The sequence below is a fragment of the Arthrobacter sp. YD2 genome (genome assembly GCF_030410475.1).
GTDB lineage: Bacteria > Actinomycetota > Actinomycetes > Actinomycetales > Micrococcaceae > Arthrobacter_B > Arthrobacter_B zhangbolii.
The window spans coordinates 729,413-755,026 of the sequence record NZ_JAUHHB010000001.1; the positions used below are offsets into that span (position 1 = coordinate 729,413).

The 25,614-nt window shown below is 65.8% G+C and carries 25 protein-coding genes; 17 read left to right on the top strand and 8 right to left on the bottom strand.

The genetic code is table 11. The features are described from left to right. Positions 1-42: 42 nt before the first annotated feature. The 5 genes from QWJ37_RS03585 (at position 43) to QWJ37_RS03605 (ending at position 3,937) form a co-directional block, all read left to right on the top strand. Positions 43-1,251 carry an acetoin utilization protein AcuC gene (locus tag QWJ37_RS03585; RefSeq protein WP_290244138.1) on the top strand — a complete coding sequence of 403 codons (1,209 nt, stop codon included), beginning with the start codon at positions 43-45 and terminating at the stop codon, positions 1,249-1,251. 53 nt (positions 1,252-1,304) lie between these two features. Continuing rightward, a complete protein-coding gene (locus QWJ37_RS03590) occupies positions 1,305-1,784 on the top strand; it encodes a metalloregulator ArsR/SmtB family transcription factor (RefSeq protein ID WP_227902482.1) in 480 nt (159 codons plus the stop codon). Between the two features lie 107 nt (positions 1,785-1,891). Continuing rightward, positions 1,892-3,232, top strand: a complete 1,341-nt coding sequence (gene gdhA / locus QWJ37_RS03595; protein ID WP_227902480.1) for an NADP-specific glutamate dehydrogenase — start codon at positions 1,892-1,894, stop codon at positions 3,230-3,232. A 212-nt stretch (positions 3,233-3,444) separates the two neighbouring features. After that, the gene (locus QWJ37_RS03600) at positions 3,445-3,657 is read left to right on the top strand and encodes a helix-turn-helix domain-containing protein (protein WP_227902479.1); all 213 of its coding nucleotides are present in this window, start codon (positions 3,445-3,447) and stop codon (positions 3,655-3,657) included. 181 nt (positions 3,658-3,838) lie between these two features. After that, positions 3,839-3,937: an AURKAIP1/COX24 domain-containing protein gene (locus QWJ37_RS03605; protein ID WP_003792170.1), complete on the top strand. Its 99-nt coding sequence runs from the start codon at positions 3,839-3,841 to the stop codon at positions 3,935-3,937. 188 nt (positions 3,938-4,125) lie between these two features. Here QWJ37_RS03605 and QWJ37_RS03610 read toward each other — a convergent pair whose 3' ends face one another. Further along, positions 4,126-4,938: an HAD-IB family hydrolase gene (locus tag QWJ37_RS03610; RefSeq protein ID WP_227902478.1), complete on the bottom strand. Its 813-nt coding sequence runs from the start codon at positions 4,936-4,938 to the stop codon at positions 4,126-4,128. A gap of 66 nt (positions 4,939-5,004) precedes the next feature. Here QWJ37_RS03610 and QWJ37_RS03615 point away from each other — a divergent pair, with 66 nt between their 5' ends. Further along, on the top strand, positions 5,005-5,256 hold the full coding sequence (locus QWJ37_RS03615; protein WP_290244143.1) for a glutaredoxin family protein: 252 nt from the start codon (positions 5,005-5,007) through the stop codon (positions 5,254-5,256). Next, positions 5,256-6,014 (top strand): redox-sensing transcriptional repressor Rex, encoded by a 759-nt coding sequence (locus tag QWJ37_RS03620; RefSeq protein WP_227902474.1) that lies wholly within the window; start codon positions 5,256-5,258, stop codon positions 6,012-6,014. Before QWJ37_RS03615 ends, QWJ37_RS03620 begins: the two co-directional genes overlap by 1 nt. Here QWJ37_RS03620 and QWJ37_RS03625 read toward each other — a convergent pair. The 3 genes from QWJ37_RS03625 to QWJ37_RS03635 form a co-directional block, all read right to left on the bottom strand. Then, positions 6,011-7,282: a hypothetical protein gene (locus QWJ37_RS03625; RefSeq protein ID WP_290244145.1), complete on the bottom strand. Its 1,272-nt coding sequence runs from the start codon at positions 7,280-7,282 to the stop codon at positions 6,011-6,013. The genes QWJ37_RS03620 and QWJ37_RS03625 overlap by 4 nt on opposite strands. 602 nt (positions 7,283-7,884) lie before the next feature. Further along, the gene (locus QWJ37_RS03630; protein WP_290244146.1) at positions 7,885-8,550 is read right to left on the bottom strand and encodes a hypothetical protein; all 666 of its coding nucleotides are present in this window, start codon (positions 8,548-8,550) and stop codon (positions 7,885-7,887) included. Positions 8,551-8,781: 231 nt separating this feature from the next. Beyond that, a complete protein-coding gene (locus QWJ37_RS03635) occupies positions 8,782-9,321 on the bottom strand; it encodes a YceI family protein (protein ID WP_290244149.1) in 540 nt (179 codons plus the stop codon). 161 nt (positions 9,322-9,482) lie between these two features. Between QWJ37_RS03635 and QWJ37_RS03640 the strand changes: the two genes are divergently transcribed. The 5 genes from QWJ37_RS03640 (at position 9,483) to ccsB (ending at position 14,453) form a co-directional block, all read left to right on the top strand. Beyond that, positions 9,483-10,145, top strand: coding sequence for a histidine phosphatase family protein (locus tag QWJ37_RS03640; protein ID WP_227902466.1), 663 nt, complete (start codon positions 9,483-9,485; stop codon positions 10,143-10,145). A 125-nt stretch (positions 10,146-10,270) separates the two neighbouring features. Continuing rightward, positions 10,271-10,834 (top strand): TlpA disulfide reductase family protein, encoded by a 564-nt coding sequence (locus tag QWJ37_RS03645; RefSeq protein ID WP_227902682.1) that lies wholly within the window; start codon positions 10,271-10,273, stop codon positions 10,832-10,834. A gap of 4 nt (positions 10,835-10,838) precedes the next feature. Beyond that, positions 10,839-11,636, top strand: a complete 798-nt coding sequence (locus QWJ37_RS03650; RefSeq protein WP_290244151.1) for a cytochrome c biogenesis protein CcdA — start codon at positions 10,839-10,841, stop codon at positions 11,634-11,636. Positions 11,637-11,796: 160 nt separating this feature from the next. Next, a complete protein-coding gene (locus QWJ37_RS03655) occupies positions 11,797-13,422 on the top strand; it encodes a cytochrome c biogenesis protein ResB (protein ID WP_290244827.1) in 1,626 nt (541 codons plus the stop codon). Next, positions 13,422-14,453: a c-type cytochrome biogenesis protein CcsB gene (gene ccsB, locus QWJ37_RS03660; RefSeq protein WP_290244153.1), complete on the top strand. Its 1,032-nt coding sequence runs from the start codon at positions 13,422-13,424 to the stop codon at positions 14,451-14,453. The genes QWJ37_RS03655 and ccsB overlap by 1 nt, the downstream gene beginning before the upstream one ends. A 142-nt stretch (positions 14,454-14,595) precedes the next feature. Here ccsB and QWJ37_RS03665 read toward each other — a convergent pair whose 3' ends face one another. Further along, positions 14,596-14,976 (bottom strand): PLD nuclease N-terminal domain-containing protein, encoded by a 381-nt coding sequence (locus QWJ37_RS03665; RefSeq protein WP_227928602.1) that lies wholly within the window; start codon positions 14,974-14,976, stop codon positions 14,596-14,598. Positions 14,977-15,061: 85 nt separating this feature from the next. On the opposite strand from QWJ37_RS03665, the gene QWJ37_RS03670 reads away from it, so the two are divergent. Further along, positions 15,062-15,367, top strand: coding sequence for a DUF4229 domain-containing protein (locus tag QWJ37_RS03670; protein WP_227902462.1), 306 nt, complete (start codon positions 15,062-15,064; stop codon positions 15,365-15,367). Positions 15,368-15,433: 66 nt separating this feature from the next. On the opposite strand, the gene QWJ37_RS03675 is transcribed toward QWJ37_RS03670, so the two are convergent. From QWJ37_RS03675 to QWJ37_RS03685, 3 genes are read right to left on the bottom strand one after another with little or no spacing between them, the layout of a single operon-like run. Beyond that, complete coding sequence (locus tag QWJ37_RS03675) at positions 15,434-16,318, bottom strand: 1,4-dihydroxy-2-naphthoate polyprenyltransferase (protein ID WP_227902461.1); 885 nt, start codon at positions 16,316-16,318, stop codon at positions 15,434-15,436. A 39-nt stretch (positions 16,319-16,357) separates the two neighbouring features. Beyond that, on the bottom strand, positions 16,358-17,494 hold the full coding sequence (locus tag QWJ37_RS03680; RefSeq protein ID WP_290244159.1) for an AMP-binding protein: 1,137 nt from the start codon (positions 17,492-17,494) through the stop codon (positions 16,358-16,360). A gap of 7 nt (positions 17,495-17,501) precedes the next feature. Further along, the gene (locus tag QWJ37_RS03685) at positions 17,502-18,455 is read right to left on the bottom strand and encodes a 1,4-dihydroxy-2-naphthoyl-CoA synthase (protein ID WP_290244161.1); all 954 of its coding nucleotides are present in this window, start codon (positions 18,453-18,455) and stop codon (positions 17,502-17,504) included. A 127-nt stretch (positions 18,456-18,582) separates the two neighbouring features. On the opposite strand from QWJ37_RS03685, the gene QWJ37_RS03690 reads away from it, so the two are divergent. The 4 genes from QWJ37_RS03690 to narI are packed head-to-tail and all read left to right on the top strand — an operon-like array spanning position 18,583 to position 25,602. Then, complete coding sequence (locus tag QWJ37_RS03690; protein WP_290244163.1) at positions 18,583-22,302, top strand: nitrate reductase subunit alpha; 3,720 nt, start codon at positions 18,583-18,585, stop codon at positions 22,300-22,302. Then, positions 22,302-24,095, top strand: coding sequence for a nitrate reductase subunit beta (gene narH, locus QWJ37_RS03695; protein WP_227902457.1), 1,794 nt, complete (start codon positions 22,302-22,304; stop codon positions 24,093-24,095). The genes QWJ37_RS03690 and narH overlap by 1 nt, the downstream gene beginning before the upstream one ends. After that, positions 24,092-24,790 carry a nitrate reductase molybdenum cofactor assembly chaperone gene (gene narJ, locus QWJ37_RS03700; RefSeq protein WP_290244166.1) on the top strand — a complete coding sequence of 233 codons (699 nt, stop codon included), beginning with the start codon at positions 24,092-24,094 and terminating at the stop codon, positions 24,788-24,790. Before narH ends, narJ begins: the two co-directional genes overlap by 4 nt. Next, entirely contained in the window at positions 24,790-25,602 is an 813-nt protein-coding gene (gene narI / locus QWJ37_RS03705; protein ID WP_227902680.1) for a respiratory nitrate reductase subunit gamma, read from the top strand. The genes narJ and narI overlap by 1 nt, the downstream gene beginning before the upstream one ends. Positions 25,603-25,614: the final 12 nt, after the last annotated feature.

Consider the following 25,614-nt stretch of genomic DNA (forward strand, 5'->3'; position numbering starts at 1 on the left):
CACCAATATCAGGGTAACCCCCACATCGCGTAGCCTGTCTGCATGATCAGTTCCGGGCTCAGCCTTCCCGTTATGCCAACGTGCATTGTCTGGGATGAATCCCTGCTGGCCTACAACTTCGGGCAGGGGCATCCGATGGCCCCGGCACGCCTTGAACTCACCGCCCGGCTGGCCCGGGAGGTAGGACTGTTCGACGTCGAGGGGGTGCGGCTGGAACAGCCCTACGTCGCCGCCGCTGCGGACCTATTGACCGTGCACAGTTATGAATACGTCAGTGCCGTACAGGCTGCCAGTGCGGATCCGGCCGGCAGCGACCAAGGCATGGGCCTGGGCACCGAAGACACTCCGGCGTTCGCCGGGATGCATGAGGCCAGTGCGCGGCTGGTGGGCGGGTCCCTGGCTGCAGCGGATGCCGTGCTGTCCGGCAGCGTGCTGCACGCAGTGAACTTTTCGGGCGGGATGCACCATGCCGGGCGCGCGAAGGCGTCCGGTTTCTGCATCTATAACGACGCCGCGGCCGCCGTCGCACGTCTGCTGGCCAAGGGCGTGCAACGGGTGGTGTACATCGACGTCGACGCCCACCACGGTGACGGCACACAGAACATTTTCTGGGACGACCCGCGCGTGATGACCATTTCACTGCATGAAAGCGGACTGACGCTGTTCCCCGGCACGGGGTTCGCCAACGAAACCGGCGGCAAGGGTGCCGAAGGCACTGCGGTGAACATTGCCCTGCCCGCCCGCACCTCCGACGCCGGTTGGCTGCGGGCCTTCCACGCCGTCGTGCCGCAGCTCACCGAGGCCTTCGCCCCGGAAGTCATTGTCAGCCAGCACGGCTGCGACAGCCACACCGATGATCCGCTGACCAGCCTGCGGATCAGTGTCGAGGCGCAGCGGCAGGCCGCCCTGACCATCAGCGATCTGGCCGGCAGGCTGTGTGATGGGCGCTGGATCGCCACCGGCGGCGGCGGGTACAACGTGGCCTCGGTAGTGCCCCGCTCCTGGGCGCTCCTGATGTCGGTGGCCGTCAACGGCACGGTGCGCCCGGCTACCCCGCTGCCCGCCGCCTGGCGCGATTATGTGCTGGAGAAGCACGGGGTCAGGTGCGGGGAGACGATGGGGGACGGGGTGGATCTCTGGTGGCGGTCCTGGGAAGTCGGATACGACCCCAATGATGAGATTGACCGGACCGTCATGTCCACGCGTAAGGAGTTGTTCCCGCTGCACGGGCTGGATCCCTGGTTTGATTAGACCCGCGTCACACCGGTATGCCGCGCCAGACATATGCGGTTAGGGTAATTCCCATGGTCTTTGACGATGTATTTGCAGTGATCGCGGAAGGAACGCGCCGGGAGATCCTGGGCGCCCTGCGTACGGGCGACAAATCGGTGGGAACACTGGTGGAGGAACTGGAGGTCAGCCAGCCCACCGTTTCCAAGCACCTGAAGGTGCTCCGCGAAGCCGGACTCGTCACCATGCGGGCCGAAGGCCAGCGGCGGTACTACTCCCTGCAGGCCGCGCCGCTGGAGGAGCTGGCGCTGTGGCTGCGCGCCTTCAGCCTGCCCTCCATGACGGAGCAGGCGCCCCGTCTGGCCGCCGTGTCCGCCGGTCCCGCACAGAGCGCCGCCGCTGCAGCTTCAAGTGCGCTGGTATCCGGTGCAGCCGAGCCCAGGCCGCTGCCGGTCGACGCCGGTGTCCACCTCGGCCGGACCGTGGGCCGTGCGGCAGAACGTGCCGCGGACCTTCTGGGCCAGCTGCCCAAGTTCCGCCGCCGCCGCCCGTAGGCGGGACTTTTGCGCGCCTTCGTTACGCCCCGCATCGCGCCTTGGCGGACGCGGTATTAGCGTAGTGCGTACCGGGGGAGAACCAGACGCATAAGGAGCAACAGCATATGGAACGTGTACTCACACGCGTGCGCGACGACGTATTCCGCCGGAATCCGGGCGAAACGGAGTTCCACCAGGCGGTGGTGGAAGTGTTCGACTCCCTCGCCCCCGTGCTCCGCAAGCATCCGGAGTTCGCCGAAGCGGCCATTCTGCAGCGGATCTGCGAGCCGGAACGGCAGATCATTTTCCGGGTGCCCTGGGTCGATGACAAGGGACAGGTCCAGATCAACCGCGGCTTCCGGGTGGAATTCAATTCAGCACTGGGCCCGTACAAGGGCGGGCTGCGCTTCCATCCGTCCGTTTACCTGGGCATCGTCAAGTTCCTCGGATTTGAACAGATTTTCAAGAATGCGCTGACCGGCATGCCCATCGGCGGAGGCAAAGGCGGTTCGGACTTTGATCCGCGCGGCAAATCCGACGCCGAAGTGATGCGTTTCTGCCAGTCCTTTATGACCGAGCTGTACCGGCACATCGGCGAATACACGGACGTCCCCGCCGGTGATATCGGTGTGGGCGGACGGGAGATCGGATACCTGTTCGGACAGTACAAGCGCATCACCAACCGGTACGAATCCGGGGTTCTCACCGGCAAGGGCGTGAGCTGGGGAGGTTCCCTGGTCCGTCCGGAAGCAACCGGCTACGGTGCCGTGATGTTTGTGCAGGAGATGCTTAAGACCAAGGGCATGAGCCTTGACGGGCAGCGGGTTATTGTCTCCGGTTCAGGCAATGTGGCCATCAACGCCATTGATAAGGCGCAGATGCTCGGTGCCACCGTGGTGGCGTGTTCGGATTCCTCCGGTTACGTGGTGGATGAAAAAGGCATTGACGTGCCGCTGCTGCGCCAGATCAAGGAAACCGAGCGCGCACGGATCTCCGAATATGCGCAGCGCCGCGGTTCGCATGTGCGCTACGTGTCCGGCGGGTCCATCTGGGATGCAGGAGCCGGCGTCGCCCTGCCCTGCGCCACGCAGAACGAACTGAATGAAGACGATGCGCTGGCATTGATCAAATCCGGTGTGCGTGCGGTGGCCGAAGGCGCAAACATGCCCTGCACCCCCGCGGCCATCAGTGCGTTCCAAAGCGCCGGGGTGCTGTTCGGACCGGGGAAGGCCGCCAATGCGGGCGGTGTCGCCACCTCGGCGCTGGAGATGCAGCAGAATGCCAGCCGGGATTCCTGGTCCTTCGAGCATACGGAGCGGCGGCTTAGCGAGATCATGGTCAACATCCATGAGCGCTGCGCCCGTACCGCCGAGGAATACGGGTCTCCGGGGGATTACGTGGTGGGTGCGAACATCAGCGGGTTCGTTAAAGTCGCGGACGCAATGCTGGCCCAGGGTGTGATCTAGGGTCTCTTCCGCCACTTGGCGGCTGACCCGGCGGGAGGAACTTCCACTATGGTTACTTCAGCCACTACAGTAGGGACAATACGGGGACATCTGTGACATACGTCGCCGGAAGTCCGGTGAAGTGTTTCCCCACAAGATGTCCCTCAGCCTCAGGCGTTCCGCGAATGCCGCTGCTGCGGGCAGCAGCTTAATGAGCAAAGGAACAGGAATAGATGGCAGACGAGGGGAACTTCTCGGATGTGCGGTTTCTGACGGTGTCGGAAGTCGCCGACGTCATGCGTGTTTCGAAGATGACGGTGTATCGGCTGGTCCACTCCGGTGACCTGCCTGCTGTCCGCTTCGGACGCTCCTACCGGGTGCCGGAGTCGGCAGTCCAGAAGGTGCTGCGTGACGCGGTCATAGACCGGCGGTCAGACACGGCCTAGCCGTGACGCTGCACGTATCCCGCCGTTCCGGCGCTCAGGCTCCCGCTGTCAATTTCTGCAGCAACGAAGCTGTACCCTGTTAAGGAACGTTTTCAATCGCAAGTAACTGCCGGTGTTCAACCCCTGCGCCCACGGCTGCAGGGAGAGGATCCGGTGACTCCTAATAGTTTGTGAGGACTCTGTGGGTTCAGTAATCAAGAAGCGCCGCAAGCGTATGGCCAAGAAGAAGCACCGTAAACTGCTTCGCAAGACCCGTCACCAGCGTCGCAATAAGAAGTAATAACTTCTTCTCAGCGACCGCAGTCAGTTGCCGGCCCTGCCCCGCGCAGGATCCGCGCAACTGCGCAAGAGCCCGTCAGTCCCTTGTGGATAGGCGGGCTCCGGTTTTTAAGCCCCGCGCCGTCGGTGGACCACTCACGGAGATGCCACCGCTAAGCGCGGGACGGGAGCAGGCCCAGACCCGAACGGTTAGCGCGAACGGACCCAGCCCAGGCCGCGCCACAGGCCGTAGGCCGCTCCGGCGACTGTGGCCGATTTCAGGCCCAGGGTCGCGGCACGGCGGCCGGAACGGAAGTCATAGATGGGCCAGTTCCGGTCCCGGGCGTGGCGGCGGAGCCGGGCGTCCGGATTGATGGCTACGGGATGGCCCACCAGGCTCAGCAGCGGCACGTCGTTATAGGAGTCGCTGTAGGCCCAGCAGTTCTGCAGATCCAGCCCTTCCTTCTCTGCCAGGGCCCGGACACCGGCTGCCTTCGCCGGGCCGTGCAGGAACTCGCCCACAAGGCGGCCGGTATACAGCCCGTCGGTGACCTCGCTGACCGTGCCCAGGGCGCCGGTGAGGTTCAGCCGGGAAGCGATGACGGAGGCAACCTCCACGGGTGTGCCGGTGACCAGCCAGACCGGCCGGCCGGACTTCATATGCTGTTCGGTCAGGGCACGGGTGCCGGGCCAGATCTTCGAGACAATCATCTCGTCATAGACCTCTTCGCCGAGCGTCCGGACATCTTCCGAGGACAGGCCGACAGCGAAGGCCAGCGCGGCGTCCCGAACGGAATGGACGTCCTTCAGGTTCTCGCCCTGCAGGATGAAGCGCAGTTGTTTCCGGGCGAAGCCCGCGGCTTCGCGGAGGGTAAAGACTTTGCGCTGGTACATCTTGCGGCCGACGTGGAAAAGGCTTGCTCCGCGCATGAGCGTGTTGTCGACGTCGAAGAAGGCGGCCTCACCCGGTCTGCCTGCCGCGCCAGTGGTTCCGTTGGCTCGGACAGCAGTGGATCGGGGCATAATCCGAGTCTACGCAAAACGCGGCCCGAGCGCGGAAAAACGGGACTTTGGGGCTATTTTGGATTCATGAGTGAATCCGCAGCACCGGAAGTTGTCCTCCTGACCAGGCCGGGCTGCCACCTGTGCGAAGATGCCCGGGTGGTGCTTCAGCGTGTGGGGCAGGATCTGGGAGTTGCCTGGCAGGAGCGCAGCGCGGATGACGAGCCTGAACTGGCCGCCCGCTTTGGCGAAGAGATTCCCGTGCTCTTCATTGACGGCATCCAACGTGATTTCTGGACCATTGACGAGATGCGGCTGCGGCGCCTTTTGGAGGCGTGATGGATCCTGACGAGGCCCGTTCCGGCGAAGCCGCCGGGTTGCAGCCCGTAGCAGCCGGCACTGGCAGGCCAGCGGCCGGCACGGCAGGGTCAAAGAGGCATATTCCGCCGGCTTCCCTGGCCCGCCTCACCATCTACCTGCGGGCCCTGTCCGTGATGCTGACCGACGGCATTGAGCGGGTTTCCTCGGAGGAACTCGCCGAAGCAGCTGGCGTGAATTCCCCGATGCTGCGTAAGGATCTGTCCTATCTGGGCTCCTACGGAACCAGAGGAGTTGGATATGACGTCTCCTACCTGAGCGGACAGATATCCGCTGCTCTGGGGCTAACCCTGAACTGGCGGGTGGCCATTGTCGGTGCCGGCAACCTTGGCCGCGCCCTGGCCGGGTACCCCGGGTTTGGCACACGGGGTTTCGAGGTGGTGGCCCTGTTCGACGCGGATCAGACGATGATTGGCCAGGAGGTCGGCGGACTGAAGATCCGGCCCGTTTCCGCGTTGGAAGCGGAGCTCGAGAAGACCGAGGCGAATATGGCGGTTCTTTCGGTGCCTGCCGAGGTTGCGCAGGAGCTCTGTGACCGGTTGGTTGCTTCAGGAATTACCAGCATCCTCAGTTTTGCTCCCGTGGTGCTTCAGGCTCCCAAGAATGTCCAGATCCGCAAAGTGGACATGGCCACGGAGCTGCAGATCCTCGCCTATCACGCGCAGCGGGCCCAGGTATCCGAGATCGCATCGGATGCCCGCGCCCGCCTGGCACGCTAGCTGCTGCCGCGTACGGTGCCTGTCTGCAGGGTGCGCGGACGGAACCAAGGTGCCGCTCCCTTTGTGAACGTTGCCGCCGCCCCGGCCGCGGCGAGGCACGCCGCGGCGAGCTGCCATCCCGTGCCCAGGTTGATGCAGTACAAAAGCGCGACAGCGGCCAGCACGGCGGAGGCCACCCGCGCCCACCGGCGTTTGTCCCGGACCAAGGAGGCAAGCAGCATCGCAATCCCGAAAATCACCACTGCGTAGGCGACGTCCACGGCCGCAAGGATCCGGCTATACAGGGATGCGTTGAAGCCGTAGCGCTCCAACAGGCCTAGATACGGCGGCAGGGTGTCACTGCCCGGGAGCCGTGCAACGGCCGCCAGCGTGGCCATCAGGTTCATGATGCCCGCGCCGGCGATCAGGGCATACGCGGCAACTATGACTGGAACGGGGTTGCCGGTATGGGCCGGAAGCCTGCGTTGCAGGCTGCGCGCCACGGCAACAACCCGCGTCGATGCCGCGCTGGCGCCGGCATGAACCCGCGCGGCTCCGGTGCGGGCAGTGTTGGACGCGCGGACGGCAGCTGCATGGGCACCTGCACGGACGCGGACAGCTCCGGCGTGGACGTGGTTGGCGGTGGTGCGTGCGCCGGTGCGGACTTTAGCGGCTCCGGCGCGGGCGGTGTTGGAGGTGCGGACGGAGGCTGCGTGGGCGCCGTCCCGGACACGGACGGCTCCGGCGTGAACGTGGCTGGCGGTGGTGCGTGCACCGGTCTGGACCCGGACAGCTCCTGCACGGGCGGTGTTGGAGGTGCGGACGGCAGCTGTGTGGGCGCCGTCCCGGACGCGGACGGCTCCGGCGTGGACGTGGTTTGCGGTGGTGCGTGCGCCGGCCTGGACCCGGAGGGCTCCGGCGCGGGCGGTGTTGGAGGTGCGGACGGAGGCTGCATGGGCACCGTCCCGGACGCGGACGGCTCCGGCGTGGACGTGGTTTGCGGTGGTGCGTGCGCCGGCCTGGACCCGGAGGGCTCCGGCGCGGGCGGTGTTGGAGGTGCGGACGGAGGCTGCGTGGGCGCCGTCCCGGACGCGGACGGCTCCGGCGTGAATGTGGCTGGCGGTGGTGCGTGCACCGGCCTGGACCCGGACAGCTCCTGCACGGGCGGTGTTGGAGGTGCGGACGGAGGCTGCGTGGGCGCCGTCCCGGACGCGGACGGCTCCGGCGTGAACGTGGCTGGCGGTGGTGCGTGCGCCGGCCTGGACCCGGGCACCCCCGGCGCGGACCATACCGCGACCCCACAGATACGCAGCACGCGCTCCCTCGCGGAACCACGCGTAGGCACTACCCAGCCCGGCCCCAACCCAGGTAAAAGCCGCATGCAGCCCGGTCCGGAACCAGGCGAAGGCTGAGCGCAGTCCCGCGCCGATCCAGGCGAAAGCGGCCCCCAGGCCTGCACCAAACCAGAGGAATGCAGTGCGTGGTCCACCGGCCGGCCAATCCGGCAGTACAGGTTCAGTCCGCTCCGGAGCGGCAGGAGGCCGTTTGTCCCCATCCACCGGTGTCCGAAGGTGGAGCGGGCGCCTCACGGCCAGGACACCTTCCCGGTCGCGCGCGGGAGGAGCGGGAGGATCGTGCTGCTGCGGCGCGTGGGGGAGTCGGGCGTCCTCTGCCGGCGTCTGGGAGTTGGGTGCTTGAGGGTTCGGAAGCAGTGCGGCCATGGTCATCCTTCACAGCGGAACGGCACCCTCCGGTGAACTTGGCTCTCACCGGGGGAGGACATAACGCTACGCGGGCATAACCGGCATGTGACCCCTCCGGGCTGCTTCCCGGGCCTGCGGAGGTGAAAACTCTCCATCGCCCTTTTGAGTTGTTTTGGCGACCGGCACCGTCAGTACGGGTAGGGCGGTGCAGAACGGAAGTATGGTCTTGACGCGGGCAGATAGAGCAGCACAATCCCGGCGATCCCCAACAGGCTGGAGAGCAGCGCCAGGAAGCCCAGGGGGGAGCTGAAATACGTGCCGGCGGTGGTGACGATGCTGATCAGGGAGAAGGCGGCAAAGACGGTTCCCAGGATGCGGGCCCAGTTCTTTCCACGCCGCACCATCAGCCCGATCAGAATGTAGAAGCCCAGGCCGATCACGGCTACCACAATGCCAAACGAGACGAGGAAGGAATTGACGCTCTGGCCATCCATTCCGCCGTCCGTGATGGTCTGCTGCTCCTCGGGAGTCAGCAAGGACGGAAGGTCGAACGAGGTAATGACGTTGTTGATGAAGCTCAGGGCACCGGCAGCCAAAATGAGCCAGGACCCGATAAGCACCTCGCGGGGCGCCGGACCCTTTGCAGGCTTGGCGGGGAAAGACGGCGAGACGTACCCGGATGGCTGGGCGGCCTGATAGCCGTAGGGGCCTGAAGCGTATTGGCCATATTGGGGCTCCGGCCGGTTTCCAATAGTGTTTCCGGCACCGTCGGCGCCTCCCGGGGGTCCCGGGCGGGGGTCGGGCGGGACCTGCGGATTGTTCCCGGGATCAGGGTTGTTCTCTGGTGTACTCATATCCACCTGCCTGCTGGTCGGTATCGAAGAGGCGGTCCGGTGGGAAAGTGCCGTCGGCACACAGGGGCCGGGCACCCCCGCAGCCAGATATCCAGCCTAGCGCGCCCGGCCGGCAAGGGTCAGGGGCCGCGGGAAGTTCATCCCCGGCCCGGGTGCCAAAAGACATCACAAAAAGAAACAGCACAGCCCCCGGCCGGATGGCGGGGGGCTGTGCTGAAGAGGGAGTGCTGCCTACGCGGCTACGAAAGCGGCGTCCACGGTGATGGTGACCTTGTCGCCCACGAGGACGCCGCCGGTCTCCAGCGCTGCGTTCCAGGTCAGGCCGAAGTCCTTGCGGCTGATGACGGTGCTGGCGGAGAAGCCGGCGCGGGTGGCGCCGAAGGGATCCACGGCCACGCCGTTGAATTCGGTATCCAGGACCACGGTGCGGGTGATGCCCTTGATGGTCAGATCGCCGGTGACCTTGTAGGTTTCGCCGGAGCCTTCGAAGCCGGTGGCGGTGAAGGTGAGTTCCGGGAACTGCTCGACGTCGAAGAAGTCGGCGCCCTTGACGTGGCCGTCGCGGTTGGCGTCATTGGAGTTGAAGGAATCGGCAGCGATCACAGCGGTGACCGTGGTGTCTGCGATGGTTTCGCCCACAGTCAGGGTTGCTTCAACCTTGTCGAACTTGCCGCGGACCTTGCTGATGCCGGCGTGCCGGACGGTGAAGCCGACTTCGCTGTGTGAGGCGTCGAAATTCCAGGTTCCGGTGGTGAGGCCGCTGGGGATCATGTGATTGCTCCTTCTGTGACAGTGTGGTGCGGAGAAGACCCCCGCAGCATTTGCATGCATTTGCATACAGTGTTGCATGGATTGGTTAAAGGTTCAAGTGAATCCCGGAGTCTGGTTTGGGGAATTTAGCGGCTGGCGCCATCTCTGCGAAACTGGGACACATGTCCCGCTCATCCATACATCTCGTGCGCCACGGTGAAGTCTTCAATCCGGACAAGGTCCTTTACGGGCGCCTTCCCGAGTTCCACCTGTCCGATCTGGGACGCCGGATGGCGGACCGCGTGGCCGGACACTTCGATGAACGGCGCAACGACGGCGCCAATCTGGTTTATCTCGTCGCCTCGCCCCTGACCCGTGCGCAGGAGACAGCTGCTCCGATTGCCGCCGCGCTGAAGCTGGATATCGCCACCGACGAGCGCATTCTGGAAGCTGAGAACCGCTTCGAAGGCATGTCCAACATTCAGAGCAGGCTTCGGAACCCGCGCTACTGGCCGCTGCTGCGCAATCCCATGCGTCCGTCCTGGGGTGAGCCCTATGCCAAGCAGGTGGCCCGGGTGATGGCTGCCGTCGACGACGCGCGGATGCGTGCCGTGGAGCTCGGCGGAGATAACGCAGAGGCTGTCCTGGTCAGCCACCAGCTGCCCATCTGGGTGACCCGGCTCGCCGCCGAAGGCAAAAAGCTCTGGCATGATCCGCGCCAGCGGGAATGCACCCTGACCTCGGTCACCACACTGGATTTTGACGGCGCAGAACTCGTAGGCGTCCGCTACGCGGAGCCCAGTGCCGACCTCCTTCCCGGCGCAGCAAATGTCCCGGGAGCATAATAGAATTACTACGCGTTGTAGAAGTGGCTTCCCCCTGCCGCGATGAAAGCTGGAAATCCTTGAAGAAAAGTCAGAGCTCTGACGCGGCCCTCGGGCGCCGCTCCTTCCTTCGGCTCGGTGCCGGACTGGCCGTCAGCGTACCGTTTGTCGCCGCTGCTGCCGGCTGCTCCTCGGATGATCCGCTGGCAGAACAGGCCAATGCAGGAGACAACAAGAACTACATTGCCGGTGACGGCTCAGTCACGGAATACGATCCCGCCGACCGCGGCGAAGCAGTGCAGCTTTCCGGCACGCTTTTTGACGGCACCGAAGTGAGCTCCGCGGACTGGGCAGGCGCCGTCGTCGTCCTCAACTTCTGGTACGCCGCCTGCGCCCCCTGCCGCAAGGAAGCCCCCGACCTGGTGGAGCTGCACAACACCTTCGAACCCGACGGCGCGCGTTTCTACGGCGTGAACATCCGCGACGAAAAGGCCACGGCCGAAGCCTTTGAACGGAACTTCAACGTTCCGTACCCCAGTTTTTATGACAAGGACGGCGGCGTGCTGCTTGCGATGGCCAACGTGGTTCCGCCGCAGGCCGTACCCACGACCCTGGTGCTGGACCGGCAGGGCCGTGTCGCAGCGCGCATCCTCGGACTGGCGGACAAGGGCACCCTGAAGGCCCTGATCAGCGACGCGCTGGCAGCGTAGGGACGTGTCCTTCCTTACAGCAGCGGTGAACCCGGCCACGGAATCCACCGCCAATGCCTTTGCGGACACCGTACTCAACGGCTCCGTGCTGCTGGCCATCCCCGTAGCTGCCCTCGCCGGGCTGGTTTCCTTTCTCTCACCCTGCGTCCTTCCCCTGGTCCCGGGATACCTGGGGTACGTCACCGGACTGACCGGGGTGGATCTGCAGAAGCAGCGCCGGGGGCGGATGTTCGCCGGCATCGGACTGTTTGTGCTCGGGTTTTCCCTGGTGTTCGTGGCGCTCGGTGCAGGCATCGGGCAGCTCGGGGCCTGGCTGAAGGGTTCTGAACAGGAAGGGATCACCCAGGCGCTTGGCGTGGTGGTGATCCTGCTGGGCATTGTCTTTATGGGCGGCATGAGCTGGTTCCAGCGCGACCGCAAGATCGAAGCCAAGCCGCCGGCAGGCCTCTGGGGCGCTCCGGTGCTGGGAATCACGTTCGGGCTGGGATGGGCACCGTGCATCGGCCCGACGCTCTCCGCTGTACAGTTACTCTCCTTCTCCGGCAGTGACGCCAGCGCCGCCAAGGGTGCACTGCTGACTTTTGTCTACTGCCTCGGGCTGGGACTGCCGTTCCTGCTCCTGGCCGTCGGCTTCCGGCGGGGAATGGGTGCCCTGGGCGTCTTCCGCCGGCACCGTCTCGCCCTGCAGCGTTTCGGCGGCGGAATGCTGATTGCCTTGGGCGTGCTGATGGTCAGCGGCGTCTGGAACGTGTGGATCAACCAGCTCCAAGGTTGGTTGGGTAACGTGACACTGCCGATCTGATGTACGAGCGAATGAACAGTGAGAACAGACGAAGCATGAGAACACCTTGACCCCGAAACCGGATGACGTGACTGACAAAGCCAAAAAGCCCGTATCCCCGTCCCGCCCGTCCAAGGCCGGCCGGGATGACGTGGCGCTGCCCGCGCTGGGCGTGCTGGGCATGCTCCGGTGGGCCTGGAACCAGCTGACCAGCATGAAGACGGCGCTGTTCCTGCTGCTGCTGCTCGCCGTCGCGGCAGTGCCCGGTTCGCTGTTTCCGCAGCGGCCCGCCGATCCGTCGGTGGTCACGCAGTACATCAAGGACAACCCCGAGACCGGGCCGTGGCTGGACCGGTTCCAGCTTTTTGATGTGTACTCCTCGGTCTGGTTCTCCGCGATCTACCTGCTGCTGTTCATCTCCCTGATCGGCTGCGTGATCCCGCGGGCCAAGGCGCACTTCAAGGCCATGCGCTCCAAGCCGCCGCGCACCCCCAGCAAACTGTCCCGGATGCCCGAGTACGGCACCCTCACCGTTCCGGCGTCCGCGTCCCTGACCCCGGCCGACGCCGTGCGCGACGCCGCGAAGGTACTGCGCAAGCGTGGCTACCGCGTGGATGTCCGGGGGACCGACACGGACCGGCCCTCGGTCGGTGCCGAGCGCGGGTTCGCAAAGGAACTGGGCAACCTGGTTTTCCATACCTCCATGATTGGTGTGCTGGCCTGTGTGGGTATCGGCGGGCTCTTCGGCTACAGCGGACAGAAGATCGTGGTGGAAGGCGAGTCCTTCGTGAACACCCTGGTCAGTTATGACACCTTCACACCGGGCTCCAACTTCACCGAGAACCAGCTGAGCCCGTACGCGCTCACCCTGGACAAGTTCGAAGTCGAATTCGACCGCGAGTCAGAGACCCACTACGGCCAGCCGCTGGACTTTTCCGCCTACATGACCGTGAGGGAGAGCCCCGACGCCGAACCGCGCGAGGAGCTGCTCAAGGTCAACTCGCCCCTCACGGTGGGCGGCACCCGCGTGTACCTGGTCGGCAACGGTTACGCCCCCACCGTGACGGTGCGCGACGGCGAGGGCAACGTGGCGCTGCAGGGTCCGGTCGTCGCGGTCCCCACCGACGGCGTGTACACCTCGCTGGCGGTGATCAAGGCCCCCGACGCCAAGCCGGACCAGCTGGGCTTTGTCGGCTTCTTCCTGCCCACCGCCATGATCGACGAGGCAGGGGTCAGCTACTCCGGGGACCCGGATCCGATCAACCCACAGCTGAACCTGAACTCCTACTACGGGGACCTTGGCCTGGATGAGGGCGTGCCGTCCAACGTCTACGTACTGGAAACCGAAGACCTCACCCCGTTGAACAACCGTGACCTGGACGCCGGGGGCATTGTGCTCGCCGCCAACCAGACCTACGAACTGCCGGAGGGCAAGGGGTCAATCACCTTTGACGGGCTGAAGCGCTACGCGGCCCTCGACATCCACCACGATCCGGGCAAGACCGGTGTACTGATCTTCTCTGTCCTGTCCCTCTCCGGCCTGGCAGTCTCGCTGTTCCTGGCCCGCCGGCGGGTCTGGGTCCGGGCCGGCCAGCATCCGGACGGCCGCGTGATGGTTGAGTACGGCCTGCTGGCCCGCGGCGAGGATGCCCGCCTGTCCAGCGAGGCGTCCACCATCCGGGGCCTGCTTTCGGAGAAGTGGCTGGCACAACAGGACACACACGGACACAATGATGGGCGGGTCAGCGTACCCGCAAACGCAGCGGCGGAGCGCAGCACCGCCGAAGAATCAGGTAAGGACCGGTAATGCCATCCATCGATTACACCCTCGCGAGTTACAGCGAGCTGTTTATGCTGCTGGCAGCATTCGCTTATACGGTCGCGTTCCTGGCCTTTTCATGGGATCTGGCCAAGAGCAGCAAGACCATTCAGGCGGTCGAAAGCCGGCTGGAGACCAAATCCCGGGTGCGGGAAACCGTTCCGGCCGGCGCTCCGAAGAACGGCTCCGCGCGGTCCTGGGACCCTGACGGCGGGCGCGAAGCCCAGACCGCCGACGCCGGCATGGGCTACACCGGTCCGCGCCGCAACGCCGCCCGCGTCGGCGTGGCGCTGACCGTGCTGGCTGCCGCCGTGCACGCAGCGGGCGTAATCACCCGTGGCATGGCTGCCCACCGCGTGCCCTGGGGCAACATGTACGAGTTCTGCACCACGGGCGCGCTGGTAGTGACCGTAGTGTTCCTGCTGGTGCTGACCCGCCGCGACCTGCGCTTCCTGGGCACGTTTGTCCTCGGTCTGGTGCTGATTATGATGATGGCGGCCACCATCGGCTTCCCCACCCCGGTGGCGCACCTGGTACCGGCCCTGCAGAGCTACTGGCTGATCATCCACGTGTCCGTTGCCGTGATTGCCTCGGCCCTGTTTACGCTCACGTTTGCCATGTCGGTGCTGCAGCTGCTGCAGGCTGACCGGGAAACCCGCATCCGCTCCGGACGCCCGGAACGTCTGCCGTTCCTGCGGATTGTTCCCTCCGCCCAGAGCCTTGAGAACCTGGCCTACCGCATCAACGCTGTTTCCTTCGTGCTGTGGACCTTCACCCTCATGGCCGGCGCTATCTGGGCCGAACAGGCCTGGGGCCGCTACTGGGGCTGGGACACCAAGGAAGTCTGGACCTTCGTAATCTGGGTGGTCTACGCCGGTTACCTGCACGCCCGCGCCACCCGCGGCTGGACCGGTACCCGTGCCGCCTGGCTCTCGATTGTCGGTTACCTCTGCGTGGTCTTTAACTTCACCATCGTGAACATGTTCTTCTCCGGCCTGCACAGCTACGCCGGCGTCTAACCCCGCCAGTGGAAAGGCCCGCCCCGGAATACCGGGGCGGGCCTTTTTATGTCTGGAGGGGAAGCCGTATTCAGCGGACTCGTGGCGGTGGAACGCCTGCTGCGGCAGCCGGCCGCAGCCAGCCGCGCCGCGCCGCGGGAGCCTAGGCCCCGGGCTTGCCGTCGTCGCTTCGGCGGTCCTGTTGTTCTTCGCGGGCCCGAAGCTCCGCCTCGCGGGCTTTGAGCTCGGCTTCCTTCTGTTCCTGCCGGCGGCGGATTTCGAGGTTACGCAGGAAATCGGGATCGTCGTCGGGCGCTGAGGGACGGCGGGGCTGCCGCGGTCCGGACCCGCCGGAACCGCCGGACGGCCGGCCGAAGAGGAACCACAGCGCAGCACCGATCACCGGTACCAGGATGATGGCAAGCACCCAGGAGACCTTCGAAATGCTCCGCACCTCGTTCGCGCGGGACATGATGCAGTCGATGACGGCGTAAATGATCACAGCAGCGACAAGGATGACGCCGAACAACACAAGACGAGGCATAGGCCCATTGTAGTTGAGCGGCCCGTCGGCAGGCTCCGGCGCCGCCAAGGAGCCGGCCGAACCCGCGTGCGCCTAGAATGGAGGCGTGGCTTTCTGGAAATTTACTGCACTCCGCCTGGGTTTGGTGGCCGTCTTCTTCGTGATCTGCCTGTGGATGGGACTGGGCGTCCTGGTCTCGGCGCTGGCCGCTGCAGTCCTGGCCTGGTGCGTTACCTACCTGTTTGCCCGCAACATGCGCGACGAAGCGGCCCGTACGGTTCAGCGCCGCTTCACCGAGGAACGGGCACCCAAGCGCAACCGTGCCGAACTGGATGACTCAGCTGCCGAGGACGGTTTGGTTGCCGGTAACCCCGATGTGCAGATCGACAACGACCGCCGCCGCGACGTCTAAAGCGCCGCCGGGAGGCAAGCCGCGCCGCCGGCCGGTCCGGCCAGACCGGGAGCCGGCCGGGGCCCGCTAGGCCAGTAACCGGGTGATGACCAGCCCGGCAGCGTAGAGCACGCTGAAGCCCAGGTTGATCAGCCCGGTCTGCTTCAGGACCGGGATCAGGCTTCCGCGCTTTTTGCCCGTCAACATCAGCCAGCACGGCATGATGCACGCCGGCACCAGCAGAAGCACCAGCAGGATCCACGGGTAGCTGCCGGCGATCAGCAGCGGCAGCAGCAGGGCCAGGGCCAGCATCATCACGTAGCTGATCCGCGCGGGGCCGTCGCCCAGCCGCACGGCAAGTGTCCGCTTGCCTGCCTCACGGTCCGTGGGAATGTCCCGGACGTTGTTGGCCATCAGCAGCGCCATGGCGATCAGCCCGGTGCCCACCGCTCCCAGCACGGCTGCGGTGTTGATTTCCAGGGCCTGCGTGTAGGTGGTGCCGAGGGTTGCGACCAGGCCGAAGAAGACGAAGACAAACACATCGCCCAGGCCCAGGTAACCGTAGGGGTTCTTTCCCCCGGTGTAGCCCCAGGCGGCGGCCACGCAGCCGAAGCCGACCAGGATCAGGTACCAGCTCGAGGCCAGGATCACCAGGGCGAAGCCGGCCACCATCGCGGCGCCGAAGCACACGAAGGCCGCGTATTTGACCTGCTTGGGTGTGGCCAGCCGGGAACCGGTGAGCCGCAGCGGGCCCACCCGGTTATCGTCGGTGCCGCGGATGCCGTCGGAGTAGTCGTTGGCGTAGTTCACGCCCACCTGCAGCAGGATGGCCACAATGGCTGCCAGCGCGGCACGGACCGGATGGAAGGCTCCGAGGTCGTAGGCGGCAGCCGAGCCGATAATGACCGGCGCTATTGCCATCGGCAGCGTCCGGGGACGGGCGCCTTCTAACCATTGGGCGGCTGTAGCCACAGTTTCAGTCCTTAGTTCTTCGGTTACGGGAAATCAGGTTCAGTGTTTAGCCGCGGCAAGCAGCCGCAGCAGCGTCATCCGGTCCGCTTTGCCGTTAGGCAGCAACGGCAGGGATTCGAGCAGCAGGACCACCTTCGGCACGGCCGCGGCTCCCAGCCGGGAGCGGACGGCCTCGCGGACCAGCTCCGGGTCAACGCTGCCGACGACGGCGGCGCCCACCCGGGAGCCCCACTCGGCGTCGTCGAGGCCCAGCACAAAGGCCTGTTCCACGCCGGCCACGGTTTCCACGGCCCCGGCAACCGCCTGAGCCGAGATCTTGATGCCACCGCTGACGATGACGTCGTCCAGCCGGCCGGATACATGAACCCGGCCCTGATCATCCACCGTGCCGGTGTCATCGGTGCGGAACCAGCGGCGTCCGGAATTGAACCGGAAGCGGTCCCGGGTCAGTTCGGGGCGGCCCATGTAACCGTCGGCCAGCACGTCGCCGGCAATCCACAGGCGTCCCTCCTCCCGGATGACGTCGATGCCGGGCAGCGGAACACCGTTGTAGACGCAGCCGCCGCAGGTTTCGCTCATCCCGTAGGTGGTCACCACGTTCAGGCCGTGGCTGCGTGCCTTCTCCAGCAGGGGAGCGCCCGCGGGGGCGCCGCCGAGCAGGATCGCGTTGAAGCGGCGCAGCACGCGGAGGGTTTCCGGTGCCGGGTCCTGCAGCAGCCGGTGCAGCTGGGTGGGCACCAGGGAGGTAAACCGGTTGCGGTCCGTCATGTCCTCGGCCGCCCGGGTAAATACCTCCGCGCTGAACGGAACGGACAGGTCCATAAACACCGGCTGCGTGCCGGCATAGAGGGACCGGATGAGGACCTGGACACCGGCAATGTAGTTCACCGGCAGCGCAGCCAGCCACTGGCCGTCGGCTTCCAGCGCCATGGCGGTGGACATCGAGGACGCGGCCAGTGCGTCCGTGGAGAGCATGGTCTGTTTCGGGGTTCCGGTGGAGCCGGAGGTACTGATCACCAGCGCAATGTCATCATTGGGCAGTTCGCCGTCGAAGGTCTGGCCGGGATCCGTGTGCGGTGCCACGGCGGGCCCCTCGCCGGCCAGCGCATCGGCCAGCGGGGCAAGGAGCATACCCGGATCGAATCCGGGGGAGATCAGGACTGGGAGCAGTTCCAAAGCGGTCCTAGAAGTAGTAGGGGAAGGAGGACCAGTCCGGCTCCCGTTTGGCCAGGAACGCCTCTTTGCCTTCCACCGCCTCATCCGTCATGTACGCCAGCCGGGTGGCCTCGCCGGCAAAGACCTGTTGTCCGGCCAGGCCGTCGTCGGCCAGGTTGAACGCGAACTTCAGCATCCGGATGGCCTGCGGGGACTGCCGGGCAATGTCCGCCGCGTATTCCAGTGCCACCTTTTCCAGGTTTTCATGGTCCACCGCTTCATTGACCGCGCCCATGGCCACCATGTCCTCGGCGGAGTATTCGCGGGCCAGGAAGAAGATTTCACGTGCTTTCTTCTGGCCGATCTGCCGGGCCAGCAGCGCGGAGCCGTAGCCGGCGTCGAAACTGCCCACGGTGGCGTCGGTCTGCTTGAATTTTCCGTGCTGGCGGGAGGCGATGGTCAGGTCCGAGACCACGTGCAGGCTGTGCCCGCCGCCGGCTGCCCAGCCGTTGACGACGGCGATGACCACCTTGGGCATGGTGCGCATCAGCCGCTGGACTTCCAGGATGTGCAGCCGGCCGGCGCGTGCGGGGTCAATGGTTTCCTTCGTCTCGCCCTCGGCATAGCGGTAGCCGTCGCGTCCGCGGATGCGCTGGTCTCCGCCGGAGCAGAAGGAGTGGCCGCCGTCCTTGGGAGAGGGGCCGTTGCCGGTGAGCAGAACGGTGGCGACGTCGGGGGTCATCCGGGCGTGGTCCATGGCCCGGTACAGCTCGTCCACGGTGCCGGGACGGAAAGCATTGCGCACCTCGGGGCGGTTGAACGCGATCCGCACGGTCGGCAGGTCACGTATGACGGCGCCGTCGGCGTCGCGCTCCACCTGGCGGTGGTAGGTCATGTCTGCCAGGTCCTCGAACCCGGAGACGAGACGCCACTGCCGCGGGTCGAAGATATCGGACACCTGTGCTGGAAGTTCTATGCTCACAAATCGAGTTTATCGCCCGGGTCCAAACCGGCCGGACACTGCCGCCGTCCGAAAAACTACCGGGTCGGGACTGCGATATGCGGGTTCCCCCTGTTTGCGCGGGCCGCCCTGTTCCAAGCTGGTACCTATGGCTGGCTCCGCTCCGGGGATCGATGGCCCCGCATCTGACGCAATGCTCAAACTCGGCCGGTTCTTCACCCGATGGGATGAGACCGCTGACGGACGGGCCGTGTTCCGGGAAGGCGGTCGGCAGGGGGACGCCTTCTACCGGAACCGGTGGAGCCACGACAAGGTGGTGCGCTCCACCCACGGCGTGAACTGCACGGGATCCTGCTCGTGGAAGGTGTACGTCAAGGACGGGATCATCACCTGGGAGGCGCAGGAGACCGACTACCCGAGCGTGGGACCGGACCGGCCCGAGTACGAGCCGCGCGGCTGCCCGCGCGGCGCGGCTTTCTCCTGGTACACCTATTCGCCCACCCGGGTCCGGTTCCCCTATATCCGCGGGGTGCTGCTGGAAATGTACCGTGCGGCCAGGGAGCGAACCGGGGACCCGGTGCTGGCGTGGGAAGAGATTGTGAATGATCCGCAGCGCCGGCGCACCTACCAGCAGGCACGGGGCAAGGGCGGACTGGTGCGCTCCAGCTGGGCCGAGGCACTGGAGATGACTGCGGCCGCACACGTCGCCACGGTGAAGAACTTCGGCCCGGACCGCTGCACCGGGTTCTCGCCCATCCCGGCCATGTCCATGGTCTCGCACGCGGCCGGTGCCCGGTTCATCAACCTCATCGGCGGGGTGATGAACAGCTTTTATGACTGGTACGCAGACCTGCCGGTGGCCAGCCCGCAGGTCTTCGGGGACCAGACCGACGTACCCGAATCCGGGGACTGGTGGGATGCCACCTATCTGATGATGTGGGGTTCCAATATCCCGGTCACCCGCACTCCGGACGCGCACTGGATGGTGGAAGGGCGCTACCGCGGCACCAAGGTGGTCTCGGTCAGCCCGGACTATGCGGACAACACCAAGTTCGCCGATGAATGGCTCCCCGCCGCGGCCGGCTCCGACGCCGCGCTCGCGATGGCAATGGGCCACGTGATCCTGAAGGAGAACTTCGTGGACCGGCGGGTGCCGTTCTTCGAGGACTACGTGGTGCAGTACACCGATCTGCCGTTCCTCGTCGCACTGGAGCAGGGCCCTGACGGAACCGTGGTTCCGGGCAAGTTCCTCACCGCCGCGGAGCTGGGGCGGAGCGAGGCCAAAGCCGCGGACGCCGCCTTCAAGACGGTGCTGCTGGACCGCGACGCCGGCACCCCGGTTGTGCCCAACGGTTCCGTGGGCTTCCGGTACAACGAGGCCGACGCCGGGAAATGGAACCTGGACCTGCAGGGCGTGGTGCCCGCCCTGTCTGTGGCCGATGCCTCGTCCTACAGCCAAAAGGTCAGCCGGGTGGACCTGCCCGCCTTCACCGACCCGTCCGGCGTCGGAACGGTGGTGCAGCGCGGCGTGCCGGTGATGGAGGTGGCCGGGCGGACGGTCACCACCGTCTTTGACCTGATGCTGGCGCAGTACGGGGTGGGCCGGGACGGGCTGCCCGGACAGTGGGCGGCCGGGTATGACGACGCCGCCAGTCCCTACACGCCGGCATGGCAGCATGAAATCACCAACGTCAGCCCGGAAGCCGTCATCCGCACGGCCCGGGATTTCGCCGCCAACGCGGAAAAATCCAAGGGCCGGTCCATGATCATCCTCGGCGCCGGCATCTGCCAGTGGTACCACGGCGATGTGACCTACCGTGCCATTTTGGCCATGCTGATGCTCACCGGCTGCCAGGGCCGCAACGGCGGCGGCTGGGCGCACTACGTCGGCCAGGAGAAGTGCCGGCCCATTACCGGCTGGGCAGCCATGGCCTCCGCCGGGGACTGGAACCGGCCGCCCCGGTTCATGATCGGCACGGCATTCTGGTACATGCACACGGACCAGTTCCGCTCCGATGGGTATTCCTCCGATGCCATGCAGTCCCCGCTGGCCACCGGCCACCTGCGCGGCATGCACACCGCCGATGTGGTTGCGAAGTCCACCCGGATGGGCTGGATGCCGTTCTTCCCCCAGTTCGATGCGCGCAATTCCCTGGACGTCGCCGATGACGCCGCGGCGGCCGTGGCCCGCGGGGAGGCGGACACGGAGGCAGCCTGGGTGGCACGGCAGCTGAAGGAGGAGAAACTGCGCTTCGCCGTGGAGGATGTGGACGCCCCAAAGAACTGGCCGCGGACCCTGATCCTGTGGCGCTCAAACCTCCTGGGCTCCTCGGCCAAGGGGGAGGAGTACTTCCAGAAGCACCTGCTGGGCACCCTGAACAACGTGATGGGCATGGACCACGCCGAAGCCCGTCCCAAAGACGTGGTGTGGCGCGAGGAAGCGCCGCAGGGCAAGCTCGACCTGCTGGTCTCCGCGGATTTCCGGATGACCAGTTCCACGCTGCTTTCCGACGTCGTGTTCCCAGCCGCCACCTGGTACGAGAAGTACGACCTGTCCTCCACCGACATGCACCCCTACGTGCATGCCTTCACGCCGGCCATCGCCCCGCCCTGGGAAGCCAAGACGGATTACGATCTGTTCCGGCTGCTCGCCGAGGAGTTCTCCCGCCAGGCGTTGACGCACCTGGGCGTGCGCAAGGACATGGTGGCCACGGCGCTGACCCATGACACCCCCGGAGAGATCGCCCAGCCCGGCGGCCACGCCCCGGACTGGAAGGGCACGGATATTCCCGCTGTCCCGGGGAAGAACCTGCCCTCCCTGGCGGTGGTGGAACGGGACTACACGGCGATCGGTGAAAAGTTCGTGGCCATCGGACCGTTGGCGGACAAGCTGGGCCTCACCACGAAATACGTCACCTACGATGTGTCCCGTCCGCTGGTCCAGCTGGCGCGCAAGCACGGCGTTTTTGACCGGGGGGCCGCGGCCGGGCGGCCGGCCGTGGACACGGATGCCCGGATGGCCGAAGCCATCCTGCTGCTCTCGGGCACCACCAACGGGGAGCTGGCCGTGCAGGGCTTTAAAACCCTGGAAAAGCGGACCGGGGTCCCGCTGGCGGATCTGGCCGAAGGTGCGGAGGACCGGCAGATCACGTTCCGCGACACCCAGGACCGGCCCACACCCGTCATTACCTCCCCGGAGTGGTCCGGGTCCGAGACCGGCGGGCGGCGGTACGCGCCGTTCACCATCAACATCGAACGGCTCAAACCGTTCCATACCCTGACCGGTCGGATGCACTTCTTCCTGGACCATGACTGGATCCTGGACATGGGTGAGGCGCTGCCGGTGTACCGGCCGCCACTGGATATGCACCGCCTGTTCGGCGAACCGCAGCTGGGGACCCGCGGCGAGCTGTCCGTTGCCGTGCGGTACCTGACCCCGCACAACAAGTGGTCCATCCATTCGGAATACCAGGACAACCTGCTGATGCTCTCCCTCTCCCGCGGCGGGACCTCGGTCTGGATCAGCCCGCAGGACGCCGCGCTGATCGAAGTGTCGGACAACGAGTGGGTGGAGTGTGTGTCCACCAACGGGGTGCTGGTGGGCCGGGCGATTGTCAGCAGCCGGATGCCTGCCGGGGTGCTGTACGTCTACCACGCGCAGGAACGCATCATTGACGTGCCCAAGTCCGAAGCCACCGGCCGGCGCGGGGGCATCCACAATTCGGTGACCCGGATCCTGGTTAAACCCACACACATGATCGGCGGTTATGCGCAGCTGTCCTGGGCCTTTAACTACCTCGGCCCCACAGGCAACCAGCGCGACATTGTCTCCGTCGTCCGGAAGCGTTCCCAGGAGGTGGCGTACTGATGCGAATCATGGCGCAGACGGCAATGGTGATGGCACTGGATAAGTGCATTGGCTGCCATACCTGTTCAGTGACGTGCAAACAGGCCTGGACCAACCGGGCCGGCACCGAATACGTGTGGTTCAACAACGTGGAGACCCGCCCCGGGCAGGGCTACCCGCGGCGGTATGAGGACCAGGAGAAATGGAAGGGCGGCTGGGAACTGAACAGCCGCGGGAAGCTGAAGCTGAAGGCCGGCGGCCGGCTCGCCAAACTCTTCGGCATTTTCGCCAGCCCGGTCCAGCCCGAACTGAATGACTACTACGAGCCGTGGACCTACGACTACGAAAACCTGATCAACGCGCCCGCAGGCAAGGACTTCCCCGTGGCCCGGCCCAAGTCCCTGATCACCGGCGAAAACATGAACATTGAATGGTCCGCGAACTGGGACGATGACCTGGGCGGTTCGAAAAACACCGAGCAGCAGGATCCCGTGCTCCAGAAGCTGCGGAGCGAGGCCGAAGAGAAGGTCAAGGCGGACTTCGACAACACCTTTATGTTCTACCTGCCCCGGATCTGCGAGCACTGCCTGAACCCGTCCTGCATGGCTTCCTGTCCCTCCGGCGCCATCTACAAGCGCGAAGAGGACGGCATTGTGCTGGTGGACCAGGACCGCTGCCGCGGCTGGCGGCAGTGCATCACCGGGTGCCCGTACAAAAAGATGTACTTCAACCACCGCTCCGGCAAGGCGGAGAAGTGCACCTTCTGTTATCCCCGCATCGAGGTGGGCCTTCCCACCGTGTGCGCCGAGACCTGTGTGGGCCGGCTGCGGTACATCGGGATTTTCCTGTACGACGCCGACCGCGTCACCGAGGCCGCCTCCACACCGAACGTGCAGGACCTGTACGAGGCCCAGCTGGACCTGATGATGGACCCCAATGATCCGGAAGTCATTGCCGGCGCCCGGGCCGAAGGCATTCCGGAGGACTGGCTGGACGCGGCCCGGCGCTCGCCGGTCTATGCCATGGCCAAAACCTTTAGGGTGGCGCTGCCGCTGCACCCGGAATACCGGACCATGCCCATGGTTTGGTACGTCCCGCCGCTGTCCCCGATCGTGGACGTGCTGAACGAACAGGGGCACGACGGCGAGAGTGCGGACAACCTCTTCGGCGCCATCGAGGCGCTGCGGATTCCGGTGGAGTATCTGGCCGAACTGTTCACCGCCGGGGACACGGACCTGGTCACCGGGGTGCTGCGCAAGCTCGCGGCCATGCGCGCCTACATGCGCGACATCACCCTCGGTGACGCACCGGATGAAAAGATCGCCGCCGACGTCGGCATGTCCGGAGAGCAGATCGTGGCGATGTACCGGCTGATGGCCGTGGCCAAATACGAAGAGCGGTACGTGATCCCCAGCGCGCACCTGGAGGACGCCCACAACCTGGAGGAAATCGGCTGTTCCCTGGATGTGGAAGGCGGGCCCGGGATGGGCCAGACCGGCGTCTTCGGTGAGGCCTCCGGCCGGCCCACCCCCGTGGCGGTGGAAAACTTCGAGGCACTGCAGGCCCGGCAGCGCGGAGACGACCCGACAGGGAACGGCGATCTGGGCGGACGGGTCAACCTGCTGAACTGGGACGGACGGGGATCACCCAAGGGCCTGTTTCCGCGGAACAACAACCGCGGTGCTGCGGACGCCGATGCCGGTGCGGATAAGGGTGCCGGATATGACCAGGCCGCCGGTGACGGACCGGCTCCCGCGACAGGGAACAGCGACGGCGGGGAACCCCCGTCCTCCGGGCCGGGGGTACGGCAGTGAGCCTGCTCGAGAAACTGCTGGGCAAACCGGGCAAGGGCACAGTGGCCCCGGAACCTTACGCGGACGCCCATCCTGCGCGCAGCCGGGTCATCCGGCAGGCGGCGGCGCTCCTGCTCGAGTACCCGGACCGGGCGCTGATGGACGCTCTGCCTGCCCTGCGGTCCGCGCTCGCCGAAGTCGGGGCCACCGGTTCCGAGCTGGAGGACCTGTTCAGCTGGTTCACCGACACACCGCTGCGCGAGGTGCAGGCAAGCTACGTGCAGGAGTTTGATCTTTCCAAGCGGCACAGCCTGCACCTGACCTACTGGACCGACGGCGATACCCGCCGGCGGGGGGAGGCCCTGGCCGCCTTCAAGGAGGTCTACCGCTCCCACGGCGCGCTGCCGGAGGGAAGCGAACTGCCGGACTACCTGCCGCTGGTGCTCGAATTCGCCGCCAAGGTGTCTCCGGAGGACGGCTACGAACTGCTGCAGCGTTACCGGCCCTCCGTGGAACTGCTGCGCCTGGCCCTGCGGGATGACGGGCTGCCCTATGAAGGGGTGCTGACCCTGCTCTGCACCACGCTGCCCGGGGTATCTCCGGAGGACAGGGCCGAGGTGATGCGGACGGCCGGGTACGGGCCGCCCACTGAGACGGTGGGCCTGGAGCCCTACAGTTCGCGGCTGCTGCCGGTGAGTGAAAGGAACAGCCCATGATGAGCCTGCCGCTGGATGTGCCGCCCCCAGGGAATGTACAGGTAGGGCTGGATGACGTGATGCTGTGGGGCGTCCTGCCCTACCTGGTGCTGGCCATCCTGATCCTCGGCTCTATTTGGCGCTACCGGTATGACCAGTTCGGCTGGACCACCCGCTCTTCGCAGCTGTACGAGTCGCGGCTGCTGCGCATTGCCTCGCCACTGTTCCATTTCGGCATCCTGGCCGTGATTGTGGGCCACTTCGTGGGTCTGGTGATCCCCAAGACCTGGATGGATGCCGCAGGGGTAAACGAGGACACGTACCATTTCTTTGCCCTCAGCGTTGGCATTATCGCCGGGGTAGCCACCCTGGTGGGGATAGTGCTGCTGATCTACCGGCGCCGCACCACCGGTCCCGTGTTTATGGCCACCACCCGGAACGACAAGGTGATGTACATATTCCTGCTGGCCGCCATCCTCGCCGGGCTGGCGACCACGGTCTTTTCCGTCTTCGACACGAAGATCGTGAACTACCGGGACACGGTCTCACCGTGGTTCCGCTCCATCTTCATCTTCCAGCCGGACCTCGTGGGCATGACGGCAGCCTCCATGTCCTTCAAGATCCACACGCTGACGGGCCTGGTGCTCTTTGCCCTCTGGCCGTTCACTCGGCTCGTGCATGCCTTCACCGCACCGCTGCAGTACCTGTTCCGCCCCTACATCGTGTACCGCTCGCGTGGAAAGCGGCCGGCTCCGGGTGTGGGAACGCCGCGGCGGGGCTGGGACCCGGTGGGCACCCCGGACCGGGACCGGCCCGGCGTGCCTCCGAAATGATTCCCTGACGGC

Excerpts from the sequence above, each read along its gene's own strand:
- QWJ37_RS03585 (WP_290244138.1), top strand. The coding sequence starts at position 43 with ATGATCAGTTCCGGGCTCAGCCTTCCCGTTATGCCAACGTGCATTGTC.
- QWJ37_RS03590 (WP_227902482.1), top strand. The coding sequence starts at position 1,305 with ATGGTCTTTGACGATGTATTTGCAGTGATCGCGGAAGGAACGCGCCGG.
- gdhA (WP_227902480.1), top strand. The coding sequence starts at position 1,892 with ATGGAACGTGTACTCACACGCGTGCGCGACGACGTATTCCGCCGGAAT.
- QWJ37_RS03600 (WP_227902479.1), top strand. The coding sequence starts at position 3,445 with ATGGCAGACGAGGGGAACTTCTCGGATGTGCGGTTTCTGACGGTGTCG.
- QWJ37_RS03610 (WP_227902478.1), bottom strand. The coding sequence starts at position 4,938 with ATGCCCCGATCCACTGCTGTCCGAGCCAACGGAACCACTGGCGCGGCA.
- QWJ37_RS03615 (WP_290244143.1), top strand. The coding sequence starts at position 5,005 with ATGAGTGAATCCGCAGCACCGGAAGTTGTCCTCCTGACCAGGCCGGGC.
- QWJ37_RS03620 (WP_227902474.1), top strand. The coding sequence starts at position 5,256 with ATGGATCCTGACGAGGCCCGTTCCGGCGAAGCCGCCGGGTTGCAGCCC.
- QWJ37_RS03625 (WP_290244145.1), bottom strand. The coding sequence starts at position 7,282 with ATGGTCCGCGCCGGGGGTGCCCGGGTCCAGGCCGGCGCACGCACCACC.
- QWJ37_RS03630 (WP_290244146.1), bottom strand. The coding sequence starts at position 8,550 with ATGAGTACACCAGAGAACAACCCTGATCCCGGGAACAATCCGCAGGTC.
- QWJ37_RS03635 (WP_290244149.1), bottom strand. The coding sequence starts at position 9,321 with ATGATCCCCAGCGGCCTCACCACCGGAACCTGGAATTTCGACGCCTCA.
- QWJ37_RS03640 (WP_227902466.1), top strand. The coding sequence starts at position 9,483 with ATGTCCCGCTCATCCATACATCTCGTGCGCCACGGTGAAGTCTTCAAT.
- QWJ37_RS03655 (WP_290244827.1), top strand. The coding sequence starts at position 11,797 with ATGCTCCGGTGGGCCTGGAACCAGCTGACCAGCATGAAGACGGCGCTG.
- ccsB (WP_290244153.1), top strand. The coding sequence starts at position 13,422 with ATGCCATCCATCGATTACACCCTCGCGAGTTACAGCGAGCTGTTTATG.
- QWJ37_RS03665 (WP_227928602.1), bottom strand. The coding sequence starts at position 14,976 with ATGCCTCGTCTTGTGTTGTTCGGCGTCATCCTTGTCGCTGCTGTGATC.
- QWJ37_RS03690 (WP_290244163.1), top strand. The coding sequence starts at position 18,583 with ATGGCTGGCTCCGCTCCGGGGATCGATGGCCCCGCATCTGACGCAATG.
- narH (WP_227902457.1), top strand. The coding sequence starts at position 22,302 with ATGCGAATCATGGCGCAGACGGCAATGGTGATGGCACTGGATAAGTGC.
- narI (WP_227902680.1), top strand. The coding sequence starts at position 24,790 with ATGAGCCTGCCGCTGGATGTGCCGCCCCCAGGGAATGTACAGGTAGGG.